The following is a 16,174-nucleotide window of genomic DNA, read 5'->3' on the forward strand; positions in this document are numbered from 1 at the left end:
CTAACACCCGTACGCCCGCTCGGACCGTGAACCGTCACGGGTTGGGGACCGGCTTCGGTGTCAGACCAGCGCCGGTCGGCGTGGTGTTGAGCGCACTAGCCTATGCGCGGTTCGCACGGCGGCTCTCTTCTGCTCGGGGGTCCCCATAGAACCCGAACTCGTGATGTAGAGCGCATTGTTGGCGACGACCTAGATGTCCTGAGGCGAGTGGCTTGTCTAGCTCATGGTCCCGCTCTGCGGGTGGTGGGAATGACGAAACCCCCTCCGAACCAGGTCGGAGAGGGTTTCGCGTACGTCGGGCTGACAGGATTTGAACCTGCGACCACTTGACCCCCAGTCAAGTGCGCTACCAAGCTGCGCCACAGCCCGTGGCTCCCGCTTCCGCGGGTGCTTGAGAAGATTACCCCACCACCCCCCTCCGGAACCAAATCGGGGCGGTCGGTGGCAGGAATCGGTGTGGCTGCTGCACGAGCATCTCGACTGCCCGCCGCTTGGCGACTGGGCCTAGAATTTGCCTTTCGCGAACTCCCGCAGGGCATCCGTTTCCAGCTCGGCATCGGCCGGCAGCCGCTTCAAGCGGGCGTTCTGCTCGCGCAGTTCCTTGAGCTCGCGCGCCGCGTCGGTATCCACGCCACCGTACTGGCGGCGCCAGTTGTACAACGTCGCCGCCGAAACTCCCAGATCAGCGGCGATCTGCTCACCGGTCTGCCCAGCAGCGGCGAGCTCGTCGGCACGGCGCAGCTTCCGCACGATGTCCTCCGCGTAATGCCGCTTACGTCCAGCCATGTCCTTCGGTGTCCCTTCCTGACCAGGGCCAACAAAGACTGTAGAACCAGACGGCCTCAATCACAGGGGACAGCCCAAACCGGCCCCCAACCTGTGACGGTTCACTCAGTCGGTCGGGCCGTTGTCGCGTCGATGCTCTTAACGAACCGTTCAACGCTGTCGAGTGCGCTACGCGCCTCCGACAGCCGCGAGTATCCCATCTGGAACACATGGAACATCCCGGACCACAGCTCGAGTTCGCACCGCCCGCCTGCCGCGCGCAGTGCCGCGGCATAGTGTTGCGAATCCGAGCCGAGAACCTCGCTGCTGCCCGCCTGCAAGAGCATCGGCGGCAGGTCGGGTCCGACCGCGGCGAGGACATCCAGGCGCGGGTCACTGAAATCGGCGTCCACGAAATAGGTTTGGGTGATCCGTCGACCGGTGCGGGCGGAGATGAACTGGTCCCGCACGCATGTGTTGTGGGCCGCCGCGAGCTGCCAGGTCGGGTCGACGAGGCTGGAGAATCCGATCAACGCCGCAGGCTGGTCGACTCCGAGTTCACGGAGTTGGCCACACAAGCCCAGGGCGAGGTGGCCGCCGGCCGAATCGCCCATCACGATGATGTCGCTCGCTGTGTGCCCTTGGTCGATCAGCCACAGGTAGCCGTTGAGGATGTCGTCGTGGGCGGCGGGGAAGCGGTATTTCGGTGCTCGCCGATAGCGCACAGCGTAGGCGGGTCGGCGCAGTCGGCGTGAGAGTTCCGACACCAGCCCACGGTGGGTCCAGCGGCTGCAACTGATGTATCCGCTGCCGTGGATGTAATAGATCACCCGGGTGCCGGGCTCTGCCTGTCCGCCGACCCATTCTCCGACGGTCCGGCCCCCGGGTCCTGCGGCATCGACTCTCGTGGGCGCGAGCGTCGCAGCGAACCACATCCGGCAGGCCACGATCTGCGTGAAGCGGTAGCCGAGCACCCCTATCGGCGTATGCAGCGGCAGTAGCCACAGTGTGGGCCGCACGAAGATTCGCGACGCCCAGATGGTCAGCCACGCGGCGAAGGATCGCGGCACCGCCGTCACTTGATCATCTGACCGACCGTTTGCCGGGTGCGGTGTGCCGAATTCGGTCGGCCGGGTCGAGGCGCTGACCGGATCGGGTGTGTTCATGGGGTTTCCTCGAGATCGGGGTGCAGACGGAGGTCCGTCCGCACCTGCGGTGTCCGAGTGCGGGCTGGGCCGGATACGGCGCAGCGGCGATGTCGAGACTCTCGACCGCTCTAGCCTGCCCCCGGCGCAGAAACCGTTCCCGGTAGCTCAGTGCCGCTTCGCGAACGGCGTCGAGCCGCTTGCCCCGGCGCCAGATGCCGTGGAGGCCGGAGAACTCCGGGATCGGGCGAACGGTGACGGATTCGATGTCGGTCATCAGGACTTGTTCGGGTCGGTGGTCTCGGTCAGGGCGCGGTGTTCGTAGCGTGCGCGGGTCTTCGAATCCCGTGTTGCTTGGACTTGGTTGGGCACCGTGCGTCGCAATAACTGATCTCGGATCGACTGCGGTAGCAGAGCGGTTATGCGGACCAGCAGACCGATCGAGGCCGGGACGGTGACCTCGAAACGCGGGCGGCGCAAAACCTCGACGACGGCGGCGGCGACCTCGCCGGGCTGCAACAGCGACGTCGCGCCGCTGTCGGTGCCGATCGCGAGTTCGGTGTCTACGACGCCGGGCATGATCACCGACATCTGGACGCCGCTGCCGCGCAGTTCCTCGCGCACGCCGGTGAGGTAGCCCAAGACGGCGTGTGTTGTCGCGGCGTAGGTGGCTTCTCCGGGCGGGGCCAGTTTGGCGGCGGCCGAGGCGATGGTGACGATGTGACCGCGGCCGCGCTCGCACATCGATGGTGCGACCAAACGCACCCCTCGGATCACGCCGTGCAGGTTCACCGCGAGCATGCGCTCGGTCGCGGTCTCGGGTTCGTCGTTGAAAGCCCCGACCCACATGACACCGGCATTATTGACCAGCACGTCGAGTGGACCCCACAAGGCGGTGATTTGGCCGAGGAACCGGCGGAACGACGCGGTATCGGTCACATCGAGAGTGAACGCATGCACCTGCCCCGGGAGTGCCTTCGCGGTGGCCTCGGCTGCCTGGATGTCGCGGTCGCCGATGACTACCCGGGCACCGGCCTCGGCGAGCCGGCGCGCGATCTCGCGCCCGATGCCCTGCGCGCCGCCGGTGACGGCCACGATACGCCCGGCCAGGGTTGCTTTCGTCATGCAGCTCTCGATCCTGCTGGTAGATGTCGCTGTGGGTGTGCGCGCCGAATTGCATCCGCCGGTCAGCGGTCAGCGTCGGCGAATCCTCGGATCACCAGCGTCGGCAACCCGAGCACGCGAAGGCGATGGTCCAGGGGCAGCTCCTGGTCGCGGTTCTCTTGGTCGAGGACCAGCACCCGGTGCCCCGCGGCGGCCGGCTCATGGGTGGCGACCAGGCCTGCCAGGCCCGCGCCGACCACGATGACATCGGGTTCGAACGTGTCGGTCATGATGGGATCTCTCTGGTGTGGTGCTCGACGAGCAGGACGAACAGATCGGTCCGACGGGCTCGCGCGGCGTCGGTGTCGGAGTCGATGAGGCATTGCACGGTTGTGCCGTCGTGCACAGCGACCAAGGCGGAACCGAACGCCGCGGCGTCGGTGATTTCACGCCCCAATTGCGCGACGAGTAGCTCGAGCAGGGGCATCAGTGTCGTGAGGATGGTCTCCTCACGCGCGGCCACCACCCGTTTGAGCGACGGGTTGCGCAGAGCGTGGGCGGTGAATTCGGCCGTGAGGCGGTACCACCTGTCGTCGACGGGAATCGTGTCGAGTATCTGCTCGACAACGTCGCGCGTCGATTGTTAGCAGGGCCTCCATCTGCGAGTCGAGGTCGTGTCCTGACAACCGACCAGCCCACACGCCGTCACAACCCAGCGGACAGAATCTCAGGACAGCCCGTCCGCCCCGGTCGCAGGGTGTAGCCGAGGCCGTGCCGTGGTCCGCACGCCGATGAGAACGTTTTCGCGACCCGTAGCGATTACTCAGGGAAGCGTTGCCCAGGAAGCCCCCGACGATCGTCGAATCGCGGGTATCGCCCGGTCGCAGTCACCGGTACGCAGTGTCCGGCACGGCCGACACGCTCGGAGGCGAGGAAGGAGTGTCATGCCCGACAGGGTCGTGGACTATCTGGTGCGGGCGGTCGCCGCCGCGGGGACACGGCACGTCTTCGGCGTCGACGGAGCCAATATCGAGGATCTCTACGACGCGATCTTCGATGCGCGGGCCGAGGTGACCGGGGTGATCGCCAAACACGAGTTCTCGGCCGCGACGATGGCCGACGGCTACGCGCGCACCAGCGGACGACTCGGCGTGGTGGCCGCCACCTCCGGCGGAGGCGCGATGAATCTCGTTGCCGGACTGGCTGAATCGTTCGCCTCGCGCGTTCCGGTGCTGGCGCTGGTCGGCCAGCCGCCGACCGCTCAGGAGGGCGGGGGCGCGTTCCAGGACACCAGCGGCAAGGCCGACACCATCGACGCGACCGCGCTGTTCGCCACGATCAGCCGGTTCTGCGCGCGGGTCACCGATCCCGCCGAACTGCCCACGCTGGTAACCGCGGCGATCACCGCCGCGCGCCGGGGTGGACCGGCGGTGTTGTTGCTCCCCAAAGATATTCAACAGGCAGTATGCGATCACCCGTACGTACCACCCGCACCGCCGGAACACCACCGTGACCACGCGGCCTTCGAGCGCGTGCGGGAGAGGTTGATCGAGGCCCGCCGGGTCGGGAAGGTGACGGTCATCGTCGGCGATCAGGTCGCCCGCGATGACGCGCGCGTCGAATTCGCGGAGCTGGCAGCGGTTCTCGACGCTTCGGTCGGGGTCGCGCCGGACGCCAAGGACGCCTTCGACAACACCGATCCCGGCTTCCGCGGTGTCGCGGGCACCATGGGCCATCCCGATATGGTGGCCGCGCTGCGTTCGGCGACGCTGTGTCTGTTGGTGGGCACCGCACTGCCGGTCACCGCCCGCGCGGGCCTGGACGACGCTGTGGGCGAGACCGAGGTGGTCAGCATCGGCGCGGTCCGGCCGCATCCGCTCGCACTGCACGCCCACAGCACCGATCTGGCCGCCGACCTGGCCGAACTCGCCGCTGGGTTCACCGCCGGGTTCACCGCCGACCCGCCCGCGCGCCCACCGGCGACCGCATCGCCCGCGATCCTGGACGTCCCGGCCGCCGACGGACCCGGCCCGCGGTATCGCCAGGTGGTCGAAACCCTCGACCGCGCGCTGCCCGAGGAAACCGACGTCTTCGCCGATGCGGGCAACACGGGCGCGTCGGTGGTCCACCATCTGCGGGTGCCGCGCGGGGGACGTTTCGTGGTCGCCTTGGGCATGGGCGGCATGGGCTACGCCTTCGGCGGGGGCATCGGTTCGGCGTTCGCGCGCGGGCGACGCACCGTCGTGGTCGCGGGCGACGGCGCGTTCTACATGCACGGCATGGAGGTGCACACCGCCGTCGAGTACGACCTGCCCGTCACCTTCGTCGTGTTGAACAACAACGCGCACGCCATGTGCGTGACCCGCGAACAGCTGTACTACCGGAATCGCTACAGCTTCAATCGGTTTCGACGCACCGAGCTCGGGGACGGGATCGCCGCGATGTTCCCCGGCCTGCCCGTGCGCTCGGTGCGGCGGTCCGAGGAACTCGCCGACGCGTTCGCCTGCTGTCTGGCCGTCTCGGGGCCCGCGTTCCTGTCGATCGAGTGTGATCCGGACGAGATCCCGCCGTTCGTCCCTTTCCTGTCCGCGTTGGAAGCGACACCCCGCGAGGCGGTTTCGCTGTCGCGTTCAGCGTCGTCGCCCCACCCGTCCCCCGAAACCCTCAGGAGGAATCAGTGACAGTCCTGCCCGCCCTCAGCGACATCGCCGACGAGGTGATCCCCGGCGTCCTGCGGATCGAGAACTCCGATCGCGAGGCGACCACGCCGATCATCATGGACATGCTGCGCTCGGTGTATCCGCACGACCAGGTCTTCGGCGAATACTGCCCCGTGCAAGCCTATGTCGACGCACCCGCCCGCGAGGTCTACGAGTACCTGGCCGATACCCGCTCCCTCGAGGAGTGGACATACAGCCTGCGCGGATTCACCGAAACCGACACTCCCGGACTGTGGCGGGCTTACGACCGCCTCGGCGACGCCACCGAGATCTTCACCCGCACCGTCGCCAATCCCGACGCCATGACCGTGGACTACCACTGTGCCTGGGATCAGGGCGAACACCTCTGGATGATCTACCTGATGCGCGTCGTGGACGCGAAAGTCGTCTTCGACAAGCCCGGCTCGGTCGTGCTCTGGAACAACTGCCGCCACCCCTTCTACGACAAGAATCCCTATCCGCACACCGCGCCACCGAAACGACCGGTGTGGGTGGGCGATTTCTGGGACATGTTCTCCGCCGGGCACCAACTCGAGATGGACAACCTCAAGGCGATCTGCGAATTCCGCGCCGCCCGCGGGTTGCCGCTGACCCCGGAGTGGATGCGATGAACACCACCGTGAGCCTGCTCGACGTCGCGAGCTACCTGCCCGGCGAACCGGTTACCACCGAATACTTCACCCGATACTCCCGGTCGGATCGGATGGCCAAGAACGTGATGTTCCGGTCGCCACGCACCCGCCACCACGCGGGAGCCGACGAATCCGCCGTCGACATGGCCGAACGCGCCGTGGCCCCGCTCATCGAACGCCACGGCGCGCAAACCCTCGCCGACATCGACGTTCTGCTGACCCACACGCAACTCCCGGACAATCCGGTTCTGGGTGCGGGACCCGAACTCGCGCGTCGACTCGGCGCGCGCCCCGACCATGTCTACGACGTGCACAACGGCGGTTGCGCGGCGTTCGTGCACATGATGTCGTTGGCGCGCATGGTGTTGCGGACCACCGACGCCCGCACCGCGCTCATCGTGGCCTGCCAGAACACCGCCGGGTCGATCTTCACCCAGACCGAGATCCGCGGTCTGGCCCAAGCGCCGGTGCCCGGTGACGGCTGCGGCGCGGCGCTGCTGGTCAAAGACGACAGCGCGCCGATCCTGGACGTCGAATGCCGTACCTATCCCGAATTCGCGGGCGACATGGAGTTCACCACCAACAGCGACCGCAAATATTGGGAGCCCGGCCCCGGACAACCGTGTGTGAGTTTCACCGAATCCAAAGTCACCAAAGTGTTCGCCCGCGGCAACCGCCTGGTTCCCGAAGTCGCGCTCACCGTGTGCGAACGGATCGGGGTCAAGAGCCGAGACATCGACACCTTCGTCACCAATCAGCCCAATCGCCTGTTCCTGCGCAACTGGCACGACGCGTTGGAACTCCCCGCCGAACGGCACCCCGACACCTTCGACCGATGCGGAAACCTCTTCGCGGCAGGCATTCCGGTCACTCTCGACCTGACCAATCGCGCGGGCGGCCTGGCCAACGGCTCGGTCGTGCTCCTGTCGGCCTTCGCCCACGCCGGTGACTTCGCGGCCGCGGCGGCGGTGCGCTGGGGCGCGGCCGGATGAGCCTGGACCTGCTCGACAGCGCGCCCTCCTCACGCAGGCGGACGTCCCGACCCTCCGCGCCCATCTTCGATCTGAGTCTGAGTGAGAACCCCTTCCCGCCCCTGCCTTCGGTGGTGGCGGCGGTGAACTACGAAGTGACGCGGTCGAATCGGTACCCGGAATTCGTGCCCGATCGTCTCCCGGCTCTGATCGGCGGACAGCTCGGCGTCGATGCCGAGCGGGTGGCGGTCGGTGCGGGCGCGACCGGCGTGGCGATGCAGATCCTGCGTTCGGTACCGCAACCCGGAACCGAGATCGTCCTGAGCTCACCGACATTCGATGGCTACCCCATCATGGCCACGATGGCCGGACTCCGACTTGTCCCGGTACCGCTCGCCGCTGACGGCGCCCAAGACCTCGACGCCCTGCGCCGCTCGATCCACAAGGGCACCGGCCTGGTCATCGTATGCCGCCCACACAATCCCACCGGAACCGTCGTCCCCGCCCACGACCTGCGCGCCTTCCTCACCTCCGTCCCGAAACGGATACCCCTGATCCTGGACGAGGCGTACGTCGAATTCCTGGCCGCCGCCGACCATCTCGACCACATCGAGCTACTGCGCCGCCACCCCAATCTGCTCGTCCTGCGCACCTTCTCCAAGGCGTACGGACTGGCGGGCCTGCGCATCGGCTACGTCGTCGGCCACCCCGACCTGATCGCCCGCGTCCGCACCCAACAACTCCCCTTCGGCACCCCCACCCTCGCCGTGGCGGCGGTCACCGCCAGCTACGCCGCCTTCCCCGAACTCCGCACCCGAATCCGCTCGATCGACACCGCCCGCGACCGTCTGCGGACCGCACTGCGCGGCCACGGCATCGCCGTCCCGCCCAGCCGAGCCAATTTCCTGTACCTGCCCGGCCCCGGCCCGGCGACCCTCCTGCGCCGCGCGGGAATCCACGCCAAGTGCTATCCCGACGGCAGCGCCAGAGTCGCGGTCGGCGATCCCGCCGCCGACCGAGCCATCCTCACCGCACTCCTCCCCCACCGCTCGCCCACGTGATTAGCCTCCTCGCCGAGGAGCGGATGCTCGCAAGACCAGGACCGTCACTCGATGCTTTGACACCAGCAACCGTACTGCCGCCTGGAGTCGTCGTAACCTTTGAAACATCGTGAGTGGGGCAGTATCTCGGCACAGAGGTGGGCGTGGCACTTGCCGTCGTGGAGGTAGCAGAAGTTCGAGTCGAGAACAGTGTCGGTCGGCCCGTCGGGCGTCACGGCACTCCACCTGCCCTGTCGCTACCGGCGCGGCGGTTTCGTCGTAGCGGCTCGGACCGCGGCCGCCGGCCCGTCCGCTACCGCCGGGTGTCTACAGGGTCCTTCTTGCCGACGGCGGAGGTGAATTCGTGGACGCGCCAGGGGCCGCCGGCGTCGGCGCGCAAGGGTGGGGTGGGGGCTCCCGCGCCTTCCACGAGGCCGACGACGAACTCGCGGAGGACGGTGGTCGAGGGAGTCCGCGGGGTCCAACCGAGGTCCGCGCGGGCCCGGGCGGTGTCGAGGATCGGCAGGCGCAGGAATCCGTCGAAATGCCTCGGGCGAAATTGGGGCGGCGCGCACGGCGGCGGCCACCGCGGCGAGTAACCGTTTCGACGCGCTCAACAGCAGGTGAGTAATTGTCGATGGTCAGGATGTTGTCGACGGCACGGTCTGTGGGATTTCGGTGACCTCGAGACGTTCGCGGCGGAGTCGTTCCCGCCCCCACTCGCCGAGAGGTTGGAGGGCTTCGTTGAGGGAGACACCTGTTTCGGTGAGGGAGTATTCGACCTTCGGTGGGACTTCGGCGTAGACCTCGCGGTGAAGCAAGCCGTCTTCCTCCATCTGGCGCAGATGCTGGGTGAGCATCTTCTCGCTGACCCCTGGCAGCGCGCGACGCAGTTCGGCGAAGCGCCGGGTGCCGTGATCGTGGAGCTCCCACAGGACCAGGGCCTTCCATTTGCCGCTCACGACGTCCAGTGCGGCGTCGATGCCACAGATGTACGGCCCCGACCTCGGTCCCTTCGCCACCGCTGCCTCCTCACTGACCGAAATGTAAGTACCGCAGTAAATAGTGGGTACTGTCCGGCGCGGATGTCGCTGTCCATCATGGACGCATGACTTCACCGACCACAACCCCGACCTCCCCAGGTGTGGCGATGCTCGGGCTGGGGGCGATGGGCGGCTCCCTCGCCGCCCGGCTACTCGACGCCGGTCACCCGGTGACCGTGTGGAACCGCACTGCGGGCCGCGACGCCGACTTGGTCGACCGCGGCGCACGGCCCGGCGCGACCGTCGCGAACGCCGTCACCGAGCGGCCGCTGATCGTCGCCTGCCTGCTCCGACACTCCTCGGTGCACGAAACCCTCGACCCCGTCGTCGATCAGTTGCGCGGCAAGGCACTGGTCAACCTCACCACCACCACTCCGAACGAGGCGCGCGAGACGGCCGCGTGGGCCGACGAGCACGGGATCGACTATCTGCACGGCGCGATCCTGGCCGTACCCGCCATGATCGGGACCGCCGACGCGCAGGTCTTCTACAGCGGCTCCCGGACCGTCTTCGACCGGCATCGTGAAGTCTTCGACACGTGGGCGACCAGCATCTTCGACGGAACGGACGCCGGTAGGGCCTCGCTGATCGACCTCGCCCTGCTGTCCGGGATGTATCAGATGTTCGCGGGCTTCCTCCACGGCGCCGCGATGGTCGGTTCCGAGGGGATGACCGCGACGGATTTCGCCGCTCGCGCGACCCCGTTCATCAGTGCCATGACCGGCGGTTTCGCCGGCTACGCGCAGGTCGTCGACGGCGGCGACTACACCGTGCCCGGCCAGCAGAGCCTGGACTTCTCCGATCTGTCCCCCATCGTGCGCGCCAGCGACGAGCAGGGCGTGAATCCGGCGACCGTGGACGCGGTTCAGACGCTGATCACCCGGCAGGTCGCCGCCGGACACGGCTCCGAAGGTTTCGCGCGGATCTACGAGAGCTTCCGCGCGTCCGAGACGACGGTCGGTGGCAGGCGATGAGCGGCTCGGCGGTCACCGTGATCGGCCTCGGCCCGATGGGGCAGGCGATGTCCAGGGTTCTGCTGCGTGCCGGGCACCAGGTCACGGTGTGGAACCGCACGCCGAGCCGCGCCGACGACCTCGTGGCGGCCGGAGCCCGGTGGGCGGCATCACCCGCCGAGGCAGTGGCGGCCGGTGAACTGGTCATCCTCAGTTTGACCGATTACCGAGCGATGTGGGACGTCCTCGCCGACGTCGACGCGGAACTGGCCGGCCGAACACTCGCCAACCTGAGCTCGGACACGCCGGACAAAACCCGCGAGGCCGCGACCTGGGCATCCGCCCACGGCGCGTCCTTCGTCACCGGCGGTCTCATGGTGCCCGCCGCGATGGTCGGCACCGACTTCGCCTACGTCTACTACAGCGGCGACCAGCGCGGGTTCGAGCTGCATCACGACGCCCTCACCCACCTCGGAGATCCACGGTTCCTGGGTGAGGACCCGGGCCTCGCCCAGCTGATGTACCAGGCGAACCTCGACGTCTTCCTGACCGCGCTCGCCGGAATCGCCCACGCCACAGCGCTGACGGGCTCCGCGGGCATCGCGACCGAGACCTTCCTGCCCGGAGCCATGCGACTGATCGCCGCGATCCCCGACATGATCGCCCCCGACGGTGCGGCGGCACTCGCTGCTCTGATCGACGCCGGCGAACATCCCGGCACGGACAGCAACAACATCATGATGGGCGCCACCGCCGACCACATCCTCACCACCGCCGAGTCGGCCGGCATCGACACCGCACTCCCTCGGGCGGTTCGCGCGCTCTACCGCCGTGCCATCGAGGACGGACACGGCACCGACGGCTGGACCCGCACCATCGACGCGATTCGGGCTACGGCGGCCAGTGCGTGAGTGCCGCACCGATACGCCGCTCTCCGACCAGAGCGAACAGGTCTGACCAGGGCGAACAGGACAGCCAGTTCGCTCTGGGGTGGCCAGTTTGCAAGGCCGCCGCTGTGCGGGTGCTCCACAGCAGCACGCGATTCAGGAGGGCCGGAGGTTGGTCGTCCAGGTCCTCGCAGTGGGTGCGGGTCATTTCGCCGGTGCCCGGTTTCTGACTCGGTCGGCCGATGGAACAACCGCCGATCAGGGTTGGCCGGTGACGAACGCCTGGACGGCGTTGAAGAAATCCGGGCCACCCATGATCGAACCGCCGACCGTGCCGCCGACCAGCACGCCCACGGGGATGCTGACACCCCAGATCAGGACCAGGCACGCACCGAGGAGGCCACCCACGATCGCCCCGCCGACGACGCCGGGCAAGTTCTTGTCGATCTGTTCCACGAGCCGGTCGTAGGAGCTGATGTCCTTGGGCTCCGCAACGTCTTTCACCGGCGTTGTCAGCGTGAGGGTGCGGCCGTCGGGGGCGATGTGGTGGGTCATGGTGATCGAGCGGCCGTCGGCGGCGTAGGACCGCGGCACTTCCAGGACCGCCGCGCCGTCGCTCGTCTCGAGCATCACCGCACCGTCGTCCGCGAGATCGAAACTGCCGTTCGCCACGGTGGCGGTGACGGCCTGGTCCACCGACGAAACCGTGATCCGGTAGTCGATCCCGTTGTCTACGCCAGAAATCGTTGCCGCACTGCCGATTTCGGACGGCGCAGCGGGGACCGTATGCGCGATCGCCGTCGTGACAGCCATGGCCGAGGCGGTCAACAGAACAGCGGCGGTCGTCTTTCCGAACTTCATTCTTCGAACCCCTCTACTCAGGTAACTCTGATAGGCGGATCGAGTCGGACCGCGAGCGGTCGTCGGCGTAGGGCAGGAGTGTACGCGTCCTGCCGCGTACTTCAGACAGCGATGGCCGCGCCGCAGATCCCGCAGGACTCGAACTGCTTGCGACCCCAGCGCAGCACCGGGATGAAGAAGATCGTGAGCTGGGTGTACTCGCGCAGCCGGGTCCACTGCGTGGTGTTGTGGCAGCGCGGGCAGGTCCGGGTCGAGCCCGGGCCGAGCGGCTTCTGTTTGCGGCCGTATCCGAAGAGGAAGAACACCCCTCCCAGCGTAGCCGGGGTGAGGCAGCGCTCGCGGGCTGCGGGTTCGGGGCCGGGCTGCGGGATCGGGCTCGGGCTCGGGCTCGGGCTCGGGCTCGGGCTCGGGCTCGATCTGCGGGATCGCGACACCCTCGCTCGAGCACTACATCGAGCCGGTAGCAGGTGCGGACTCCCCGGACAGATGTCGGTAGTTGTTGCTGCTCGAAAAACGAGACCAATCGAGATCACCGACCACGACTACGCCGAATCCCGCGGGAGGGCCATCGCCGCCGTCGAACGCTCGATCGTCGGTCGGTCGTCGGTCGAGGGCCGAACACGCGGCAAAGTGGCGAGCCAGGGCCAGCAGCACGTCGAGGTCGGAGGGGCCCGTGGGAATGCGCGGAGCGTGCGGGATCGCACCGATGTCGGGCGCCGCGCCGGCCTTCATCGTGGTGGCGGCGCGCGCGACTACGCCCGCATAGTGCTGGATGCGCGTGTCGAGATCGTCGGTGACCGGGGGCGCGGCGGCGGGCATGTGCGCTCGCAGACGCAGCAAGACGTCGTGGATCTCGATGCTCATCCGATGCATGCGATGCGCGGCGGGTTGGCGCGCGAGTTCGTCGGCGGTGTAGAGGGAAAGCTGTGGGAAGGCGGCGGCCAGGTCGCTCCACAGCGGAACGAGCCGACGCGCCCGACGACCGTCACGATCCCACTGCATGCGGGCAGCGAACAGTCTCAGGACCGACAGAGCGCTGACCGAGGTGGCGGCGAAGGCGGTGGCATAGAACGTGGCGGCCTTGCGAACCATCTGATCGTCGACGATGGTGAAATCGGCGTAGGTACACAGGGCCGCGACCACCGGTTGGGTGAGCACATCGAGGAAGATCGCTCCTGCGGCGATGAAAACGACCGCGTACACGAACTTCTCGCGGGGTGACAGTTTTTCGGCACGCGATTCGCGCACGCAGATGTACAGGATGGCTCCCGAGGCGATCGCATGGGGAAGGCCGAACGCGGTCCAGAAGACGATCACCAGTGGGCCGACGGCCTGATCGATCAGCAGTCCCGCGTCTCTGGCCGGAGTTCCCGCGAGGAACATCACGGCGAACGAGATCACGACCACGAGGTCGTAGCGGCGCTGTCGTGGCCGGGCGGTCCTCGGATCGACTCCTGTCCACAACCGCGTCAGCCCGAAGGTGCCGGACAGGATCGCCAGACTCGCGCCGAGTCCCAATTGGTGTATCAGACTTCGGTATTCGGGAGTCGGGGCGAGGTGACGCGGATGCAATACCAAGCCGACCAGAACCCAGATCAGCGATCGATTGATCAAGCGGTCGGCCGGCGAATCGCGGAGCAGTCGGCAGCGGGCGAAGGTCACCACGACGGCGACGGCGATCACCGGCAGTGTCACCTGCACCGGCAGGGGCGAGGTCACCGCGTCCCGCCGCCGAGCAGCGACTGCCGCATGGTGCTTCCGGTCGCTCGCCCCGCCGCGGCCAGCATCGCGGCGTCGGCGAAAGCCTCTGCCTCCTGCTCGATCTCGGTGCGATAGTCGCTGCGGCACAGCACGCTTCGGACCGTGTCGGGGTCGATCGACCCCAGCAGCCCGGACATCAGGGCGTCCTCGCGCGCGTCCGCCCACCGGCCGTCGTCGAGTCGCGGACGGTCGTGCTCGAGCAGCATGTGCCCGATCTCGTGCAGGACGATGTGCTGCGCGTGCCGGGTGGCGGCATCGTGGTCGTAGACGATCAGGTCGTCCTCGCGACGGGCGATCCACAGCCCACTGCCGGTGCCGCATCGATCCATCCGCTGACCTCATCGTGGTCGAACGTCGGAGTCCCACAGTGACTGCGCTGTGCCCGTCGGTGTCGCGGCGGGTACTGATCGTGCACGATGTATCTGACAGCATCGAGGCATGGGCTCCCCCACTGTCGACTCGTCCGCCGAATCTTCGGCCGGTTGCCTGCGCACGCTCGCGCGGGTCTGGCTCGGCGTCAGCCTGGTGTTCGCCGGGATCTCGCACCTGAGTTTCGCGCGGGAGGAGTTCCGGGCCCAGGTGCCGGAATGGGTTCCGGTCGGTGAGGATTTCGTGGTGCTGGCCTCCGGGGTGGTGGAGATCGGACTCGGCGCGGCGCTGCTGTTCGCCGGTGCGCGCCTGCGCCCGATCGTCGGTGTGGTCGCCGCGCTGTTCTTCGTGGCGGTGTTCCCGGGGAATGTCGGTCAGTACGTCGAGGGGGTGGACGCGTTCGGGCTCGACACCGACGCCAAGCGGTTGGTGCGTCTGTTCTTCCAGCCCGTGCTGATCGCGATCGCGCTGTGGTCGACCGGCGGGTGGACGTGGGCGCGGGGGCGGCTGTCCTGAATCGGGACGTATTCGGCGCGGAAGACCGCACTCACCAGCATCATTCCATTCCGGGTAATGACCGAGGGGTGATGTTCTCGCTGCGGCAACGGTCGCAGGCGAGTCCGGCCACAACACTGTGATCAGCCGGTCGGGCGCGGGGACGCCCGACCGGCGTGGGTCATTCGCCGGAGAGGTCGGCGGACAGGTCGGCTACTTCTACGCCTTCGGGAATCTGGACTTCGGTGACGCGTTCGGGGATGTCGTCGAATTCCAGGCGCAGGGCGCGGCAGATGGTGGCGTGCATGTCGTACATGCAGGTGATGTAGGTGAGTTCCATGATCTCGGGGTCGGACAGGTGGCCCCGCAGGACGTCGAACACTTCGTCGGGGACGCGGCCGCCGTCGAGGACCAGGCCGTCGGTGTAGGCGAGGACGGCGCGTTCGAGGGGAGTGAAGGCGTCGCTGACCTGCCAGTGGGCGACGGCGGCGATCTTGTCCTCGGGCATGCCGAGCGAACGCATCTGTTTGCAGTGTTGGGAGAAGACGAATTGGCTACCGCGGGCGTAACCCGCACGGCCTTGGCCGAGTTCGCGCAGCAATGGGTCGAGGCTCGCGTTGCGGTAGAGGGCGAAGCCACGGACGGCGTGGCGGAAGACCTCGGGCGACTGGGCGAAGACGGTCCACCAGTCGCCGGGGGTGGCGTGGATGGTGCCGTGGTCGACGGCCGGGTCCTTGTCGGGGCCGAAGAGGCGGTCGTAGAAGAACAGGATCTTCGGGTCGGTGACTTCGGCGCGGGGTACTTCGCGGAGGCGTGGCACTGGTGCGGTCCTTTTTCGAAAGGGTCAGGGGGCGGTGGGGACGCGGCGGTCGGCGGCGACCTTGGGCTCGTGGGAGACGTCGGCATCGGTGAATTCGCGAGTCCAGCAGGCGAATTCGAGCAGCGCGCCGTCGGGGTCCTGGAAGTAGAACGATCGCACGAAGGTGCCGGGGTGGACGTGCTTGGAGACGCCCGCGCGGCTGTCGTCGTGGTTGAGGATGCGGCTGACCTTGACGCCTTCGGCTTTCATGCGCTCGTAGTATTCGTCGAACCGCTCGGGCGGCACGGCGAAGGCGACGTGGTTCATCGAGCCGACCGCGCTGACGAGTTCGCCTTCGTCGGGCAGGCCCTTCGGGGCGGACAGGCCGGGGGCGGCGTCGGGGGCGTCGGCGAGCCAGAAGAAGGCGATGGTGTTGCCGTTGCCGCAGTCGAAGAAGAAATGCTGGCCGAGGTCGCCGGGCAATTCGATGGTCTTGATGAGCGGCATGCCCAGGACGCCCGAGTAGAAGTCGATGGTGCGACGCATATCCGCGCAGACGAGGGCCAGGTGGTTGATGCCACGCAGTTCGTACTTGGGATTGGAAGTGCCCATTGCCGTCCTTCCGATGT

The 16,174-nt window shown here is 67.6% G+C and carries 17 protein-coding genes, 1 tRNA gene and 2 pseudogenes; 7 read left to right on the forward strand and 13 right to left on the reverse strand.

Translation table 11 applies throughout. The features are described 5' to 3' along the window. Positions 1 to 295: 295 nt before the first annotated feature. The 6 genes and pseudogenes from ON30_RS32690 to ON30_RS32720 all read right to left on the reverse strand — a co-directional run. Positions 296 to 369 (reverse strand) — tRNA-Pro (locus ON30_RS32690). 135 nt (positions 370 to 504) lie between these two features. Continuing rightward, entirely contained in the window at positions 505 to 786 is a 282-nt protein-coding gene (locus tag ON30_RS32695; protein ID WP_040713990.1) for a transposase, read from the reverse strand. Positions 787 to 887: 101 nt separating this feature from the next. Next, complete coding sequence (locus tag ON30_RS32700) at positions 888 to 1,931, reverse strand: alpha/beta hydrolase fold domain-containing protein (protein WP_083911867.1); 1,044 nt, start codon at positions 1,929 to 1,931, stop codon at positions 888 to 890. 255 nt (positions 1,932 to 2,186) lie between these two features. After that, complete coding sequence (locus tag ON30_RS32710) at positions 2,187 to 3,035, reverse strand: SDR family oxidoreductase (RefSeq protein ID WP_040713994.1); 849 nt, start codon at positions 3,033 to 3,035, stop codon at positions 2,187 to 2,189. Positions 3,036 to 3,181: 146 nt separating this feature from the next. After that, positions 3,182 to 3,304 (reverse strand): annotated as a pseudogene (locus ON30_RS38265) (FAD-binding protein); the annotation flags it as partial. Further along, positions 3,301 to 3,636, reverse strand: a pseudogene (locus ON30_RS32720) (TetR family transcriptional regulator C-terminal domain-containing protein); the annotation flags it as partial. The pseudogenes ON30_RS38265 and ON30_RS32720, both read right to left, overlap by 4 nt. 322 nt (positions 3,637 to 3,958) lie before the next feature. On the opposite strand from ON30_RS32720, the gene ON30_RS32725 reads away from it, so the two are divergent. Genes ON30_RS32725 through ON30_RS32740 form a run of 4 tightly spaced genes read left to right on the forward strand, consistent with a single transcriptional unit; the run spans position 3,959 to position 8,398 of the window. Beyond that, positions 3,959 to 5,695, forward strand: a complete 1,737-nt coding sequence (locus tag ON30_RS32725) for a thiamine pyrophosphate-binding protein (RefSeq protein WP_063719998.1) — start codon at positions 3,959 to 3,961, stop codon at positions 5,693 to 5,695. After that, positions 5,692 to 6,345, forward strand: a complete 654-nt coding sequence (locus tag ON30_RS32730; protein WP_040713996.1) for a DUF8713 domain-containing protein — start codon at positions 5,692 to 5,694, stop codon at positions 6,343 to 6,345. The genes ON30_RS32725 and ON30_RS32730 overlap by 4 nt, the downstream gene beginning before the upstream one ends. Then, a complete protein-coding gene (locus tag ON30_RS32735) occupies positions 6,342 to 7,358 on the forward strand; it encodes a 3-oxoacyl-ACP synthase III family protein (RefSeq protein WP_040714000.1) in 1,017 nt (338 codons plus the stop codon). Before ON30_RS32730 ends, ON30_RS32735 begins: the two co-directional genes overlap by 4 nt. Beyond that, entirely contained in the window at positions 7,355 to 8,398 is a 1,044-nt protein-coding gene (locus ON30_RS32740; protein ID WP_083911869.1) for a pyridoxal phosphate-dependent aminotransferase, read from the forward strand. The genes ON30_RS32735 and ON30_RS32740 overlap by 4 nt, the downstream gene beginning before the upstream one ends. A 620-nt stretch (positions 8,399 to 9,018) precedes the next feature. On the opposite strand, the gene ON30_RS32745 is transcribed toward ON30_RS32740, so the two are convergent. Continuing rightward, complete coding sequence (locus tag ON30_RS32745; RefSeq protein WP_040714002.1) at positions 9,019 to 9,399, reverse strand: winged helix-turn-helix transcriptional regulator; 381 nt, start codon at positions 9,397 to 9,399, stop codon at positions 9,019 to 9,021. Positions 9,400 to 9,485: 86 nt separating this feature from the next. Here ON30_RS32745 and ON30_RS32750 point away from each other — a divergent pair, with 86 nt between their 5' ends. Both ON30_RS32750 and ON30_RS32755 read left to right on the forward strand, forming a co-directional pair. Beyond that, the gene (locus tag ON30_RS32750) at positions 9,486 to 10,394 is read left to right on the forward strand and encodes an NAD(P)-dependent oxidoreductase (RefSeq protein ID WP_051030321.1); all 909 of its coding nucleotides are present in this window, start codon (positions 9,486 to 9,488) and stop codon (positions 10,392 to 10,394) included. Then, positions 10,391 to 11,284 carry an NAD(P)-dependent oxidoreductase gene (locus ON30_RS32755; protein ID WP_040714004.1) on the forward strand — a complete coding sequence of 298 codons (894 nt, stop codon included), beginning with the start codon at positions 10,391 to 10,393 and terminating at the stop codon, positions 11,282 to 11,284. Before ON30_RS32750 ends, ON30_RS32755 begins: the two co-directional genes overlap by 4 nt. Before the next feature lie 234 nt (positions 11,285 to 11,518). Here the strand turns inward: ON30_RS32755 and ON30_RS32760 are convergent, their stop codons facing one another. The 4 genes from ON30_RS32760 to ON30_RS32775 form a co-directional block, all read right to left on the reverse strand. Continuing rightward, positions 11,519 to 12,121: a DUF8020 domain-containing protein gene (locus ON30_RS32760; protein WP_040714006.1), complete on the reverse strand. Its 603-nt coding sequence runs from the start codon at positions 12,119 to 12,121 to the stop codon at positions 11,519 to 11,521. A gap of 101 nt (positions 12,122 to 12,222) precedes the next feature. Beyond that, the gene (locus tag ON30_RS32765; RefSeq protein ID WP_040714008.1) at positions 12,223 to 12,426 is read right to left on the reverse strand and encodes a zinc-ribbon domain-containing protein; all 204 of its coding nucleotides are present in this window, start codon (positions 12,424 to 12,426) and stop codon (positions 12,223 to 12,225) included. 142 nt (positions 12,427 to 12,568) lie between these two features. Further along, on the reverse strand, positions 12,569 to 13,840 hold the full coding sequence (locus ON30_RS32770; RefSeq protein ID WP_040714009.1) for a DUF6545 domain-containing protein: 1,272 nt from the start codon (positions 13,838 to 13,840) through the stop codon (positions 12,569 to 12,571). Continuing rightward, entirely contained in the window at positions 13,837 to 14,211 is a 375-nt protein-coding gene (locus ON30_RS32775) for an ImmA/IrrE family metallo-endopeptidase (RefSeq protein ID WP_051030322.1), read from the reverse strand. The genes ON30_RS32770 and ON30_RS32775 overlap by 4 nt, the downstream gene beginning before the upstream one ends. A gap of 109 nt (positions 14,212 to 14,320) precedes the next feature. On the opposite strand from ON30_RS32775, the gene ON30_RS32780 reads away from it, so the two are divergent. Next, a complete protein-coding gene (locus ON30_RS32780) occupies positions 14,321 to 14,767 on the forward strand; it encodes a DoxX family protein (RefSeq protein ID WP_040714012.1) in 447 nt (148 codons plus the stop codon). A 160-nt stretch (positions 14,768 to 14,927) separates the two neighbouring features. Here the strand turns inward: ON30_RS32780 and ON30_RS32785 are convergent, their stop codons facing one another. Further along, complete coding sequence (locus ON30_RS32785) at positions 14,928 to 15,566, reverse strand: carboxymuconolactone decarboxylase family protein (protein ID WP_040714015.1); 639 nt, start codon at positions 15,564 to 15,566, stop codon at positions 14,928 to 14,930. Positions 15,567 to 15,590: 24 nt separating this feature from the next. Beyond that, positions 15,591 to 16,157: a VOC family protein gene (locus ON30_RS32790; RefSeq protein ID WP_040714017.1), complete on the reverse strand. Its 567-nt coding sequence runs from the start codon at positions 16,155 to 16,157 to the stop codon at positions 15,591 to 15,593. Positions 16,158 to 16,174 lie beyond the last annotated feature (17 nt).

This window comes from Nocardia takedensis NBRC 100417 (genome assembly GCF_000308695.1).
Lineage (GTDB): Bacteria > Actinomycetota > Actinomycetes > Mycobacteriales > Mycobacteriaceae > Nocardia > Nocardia takedensis.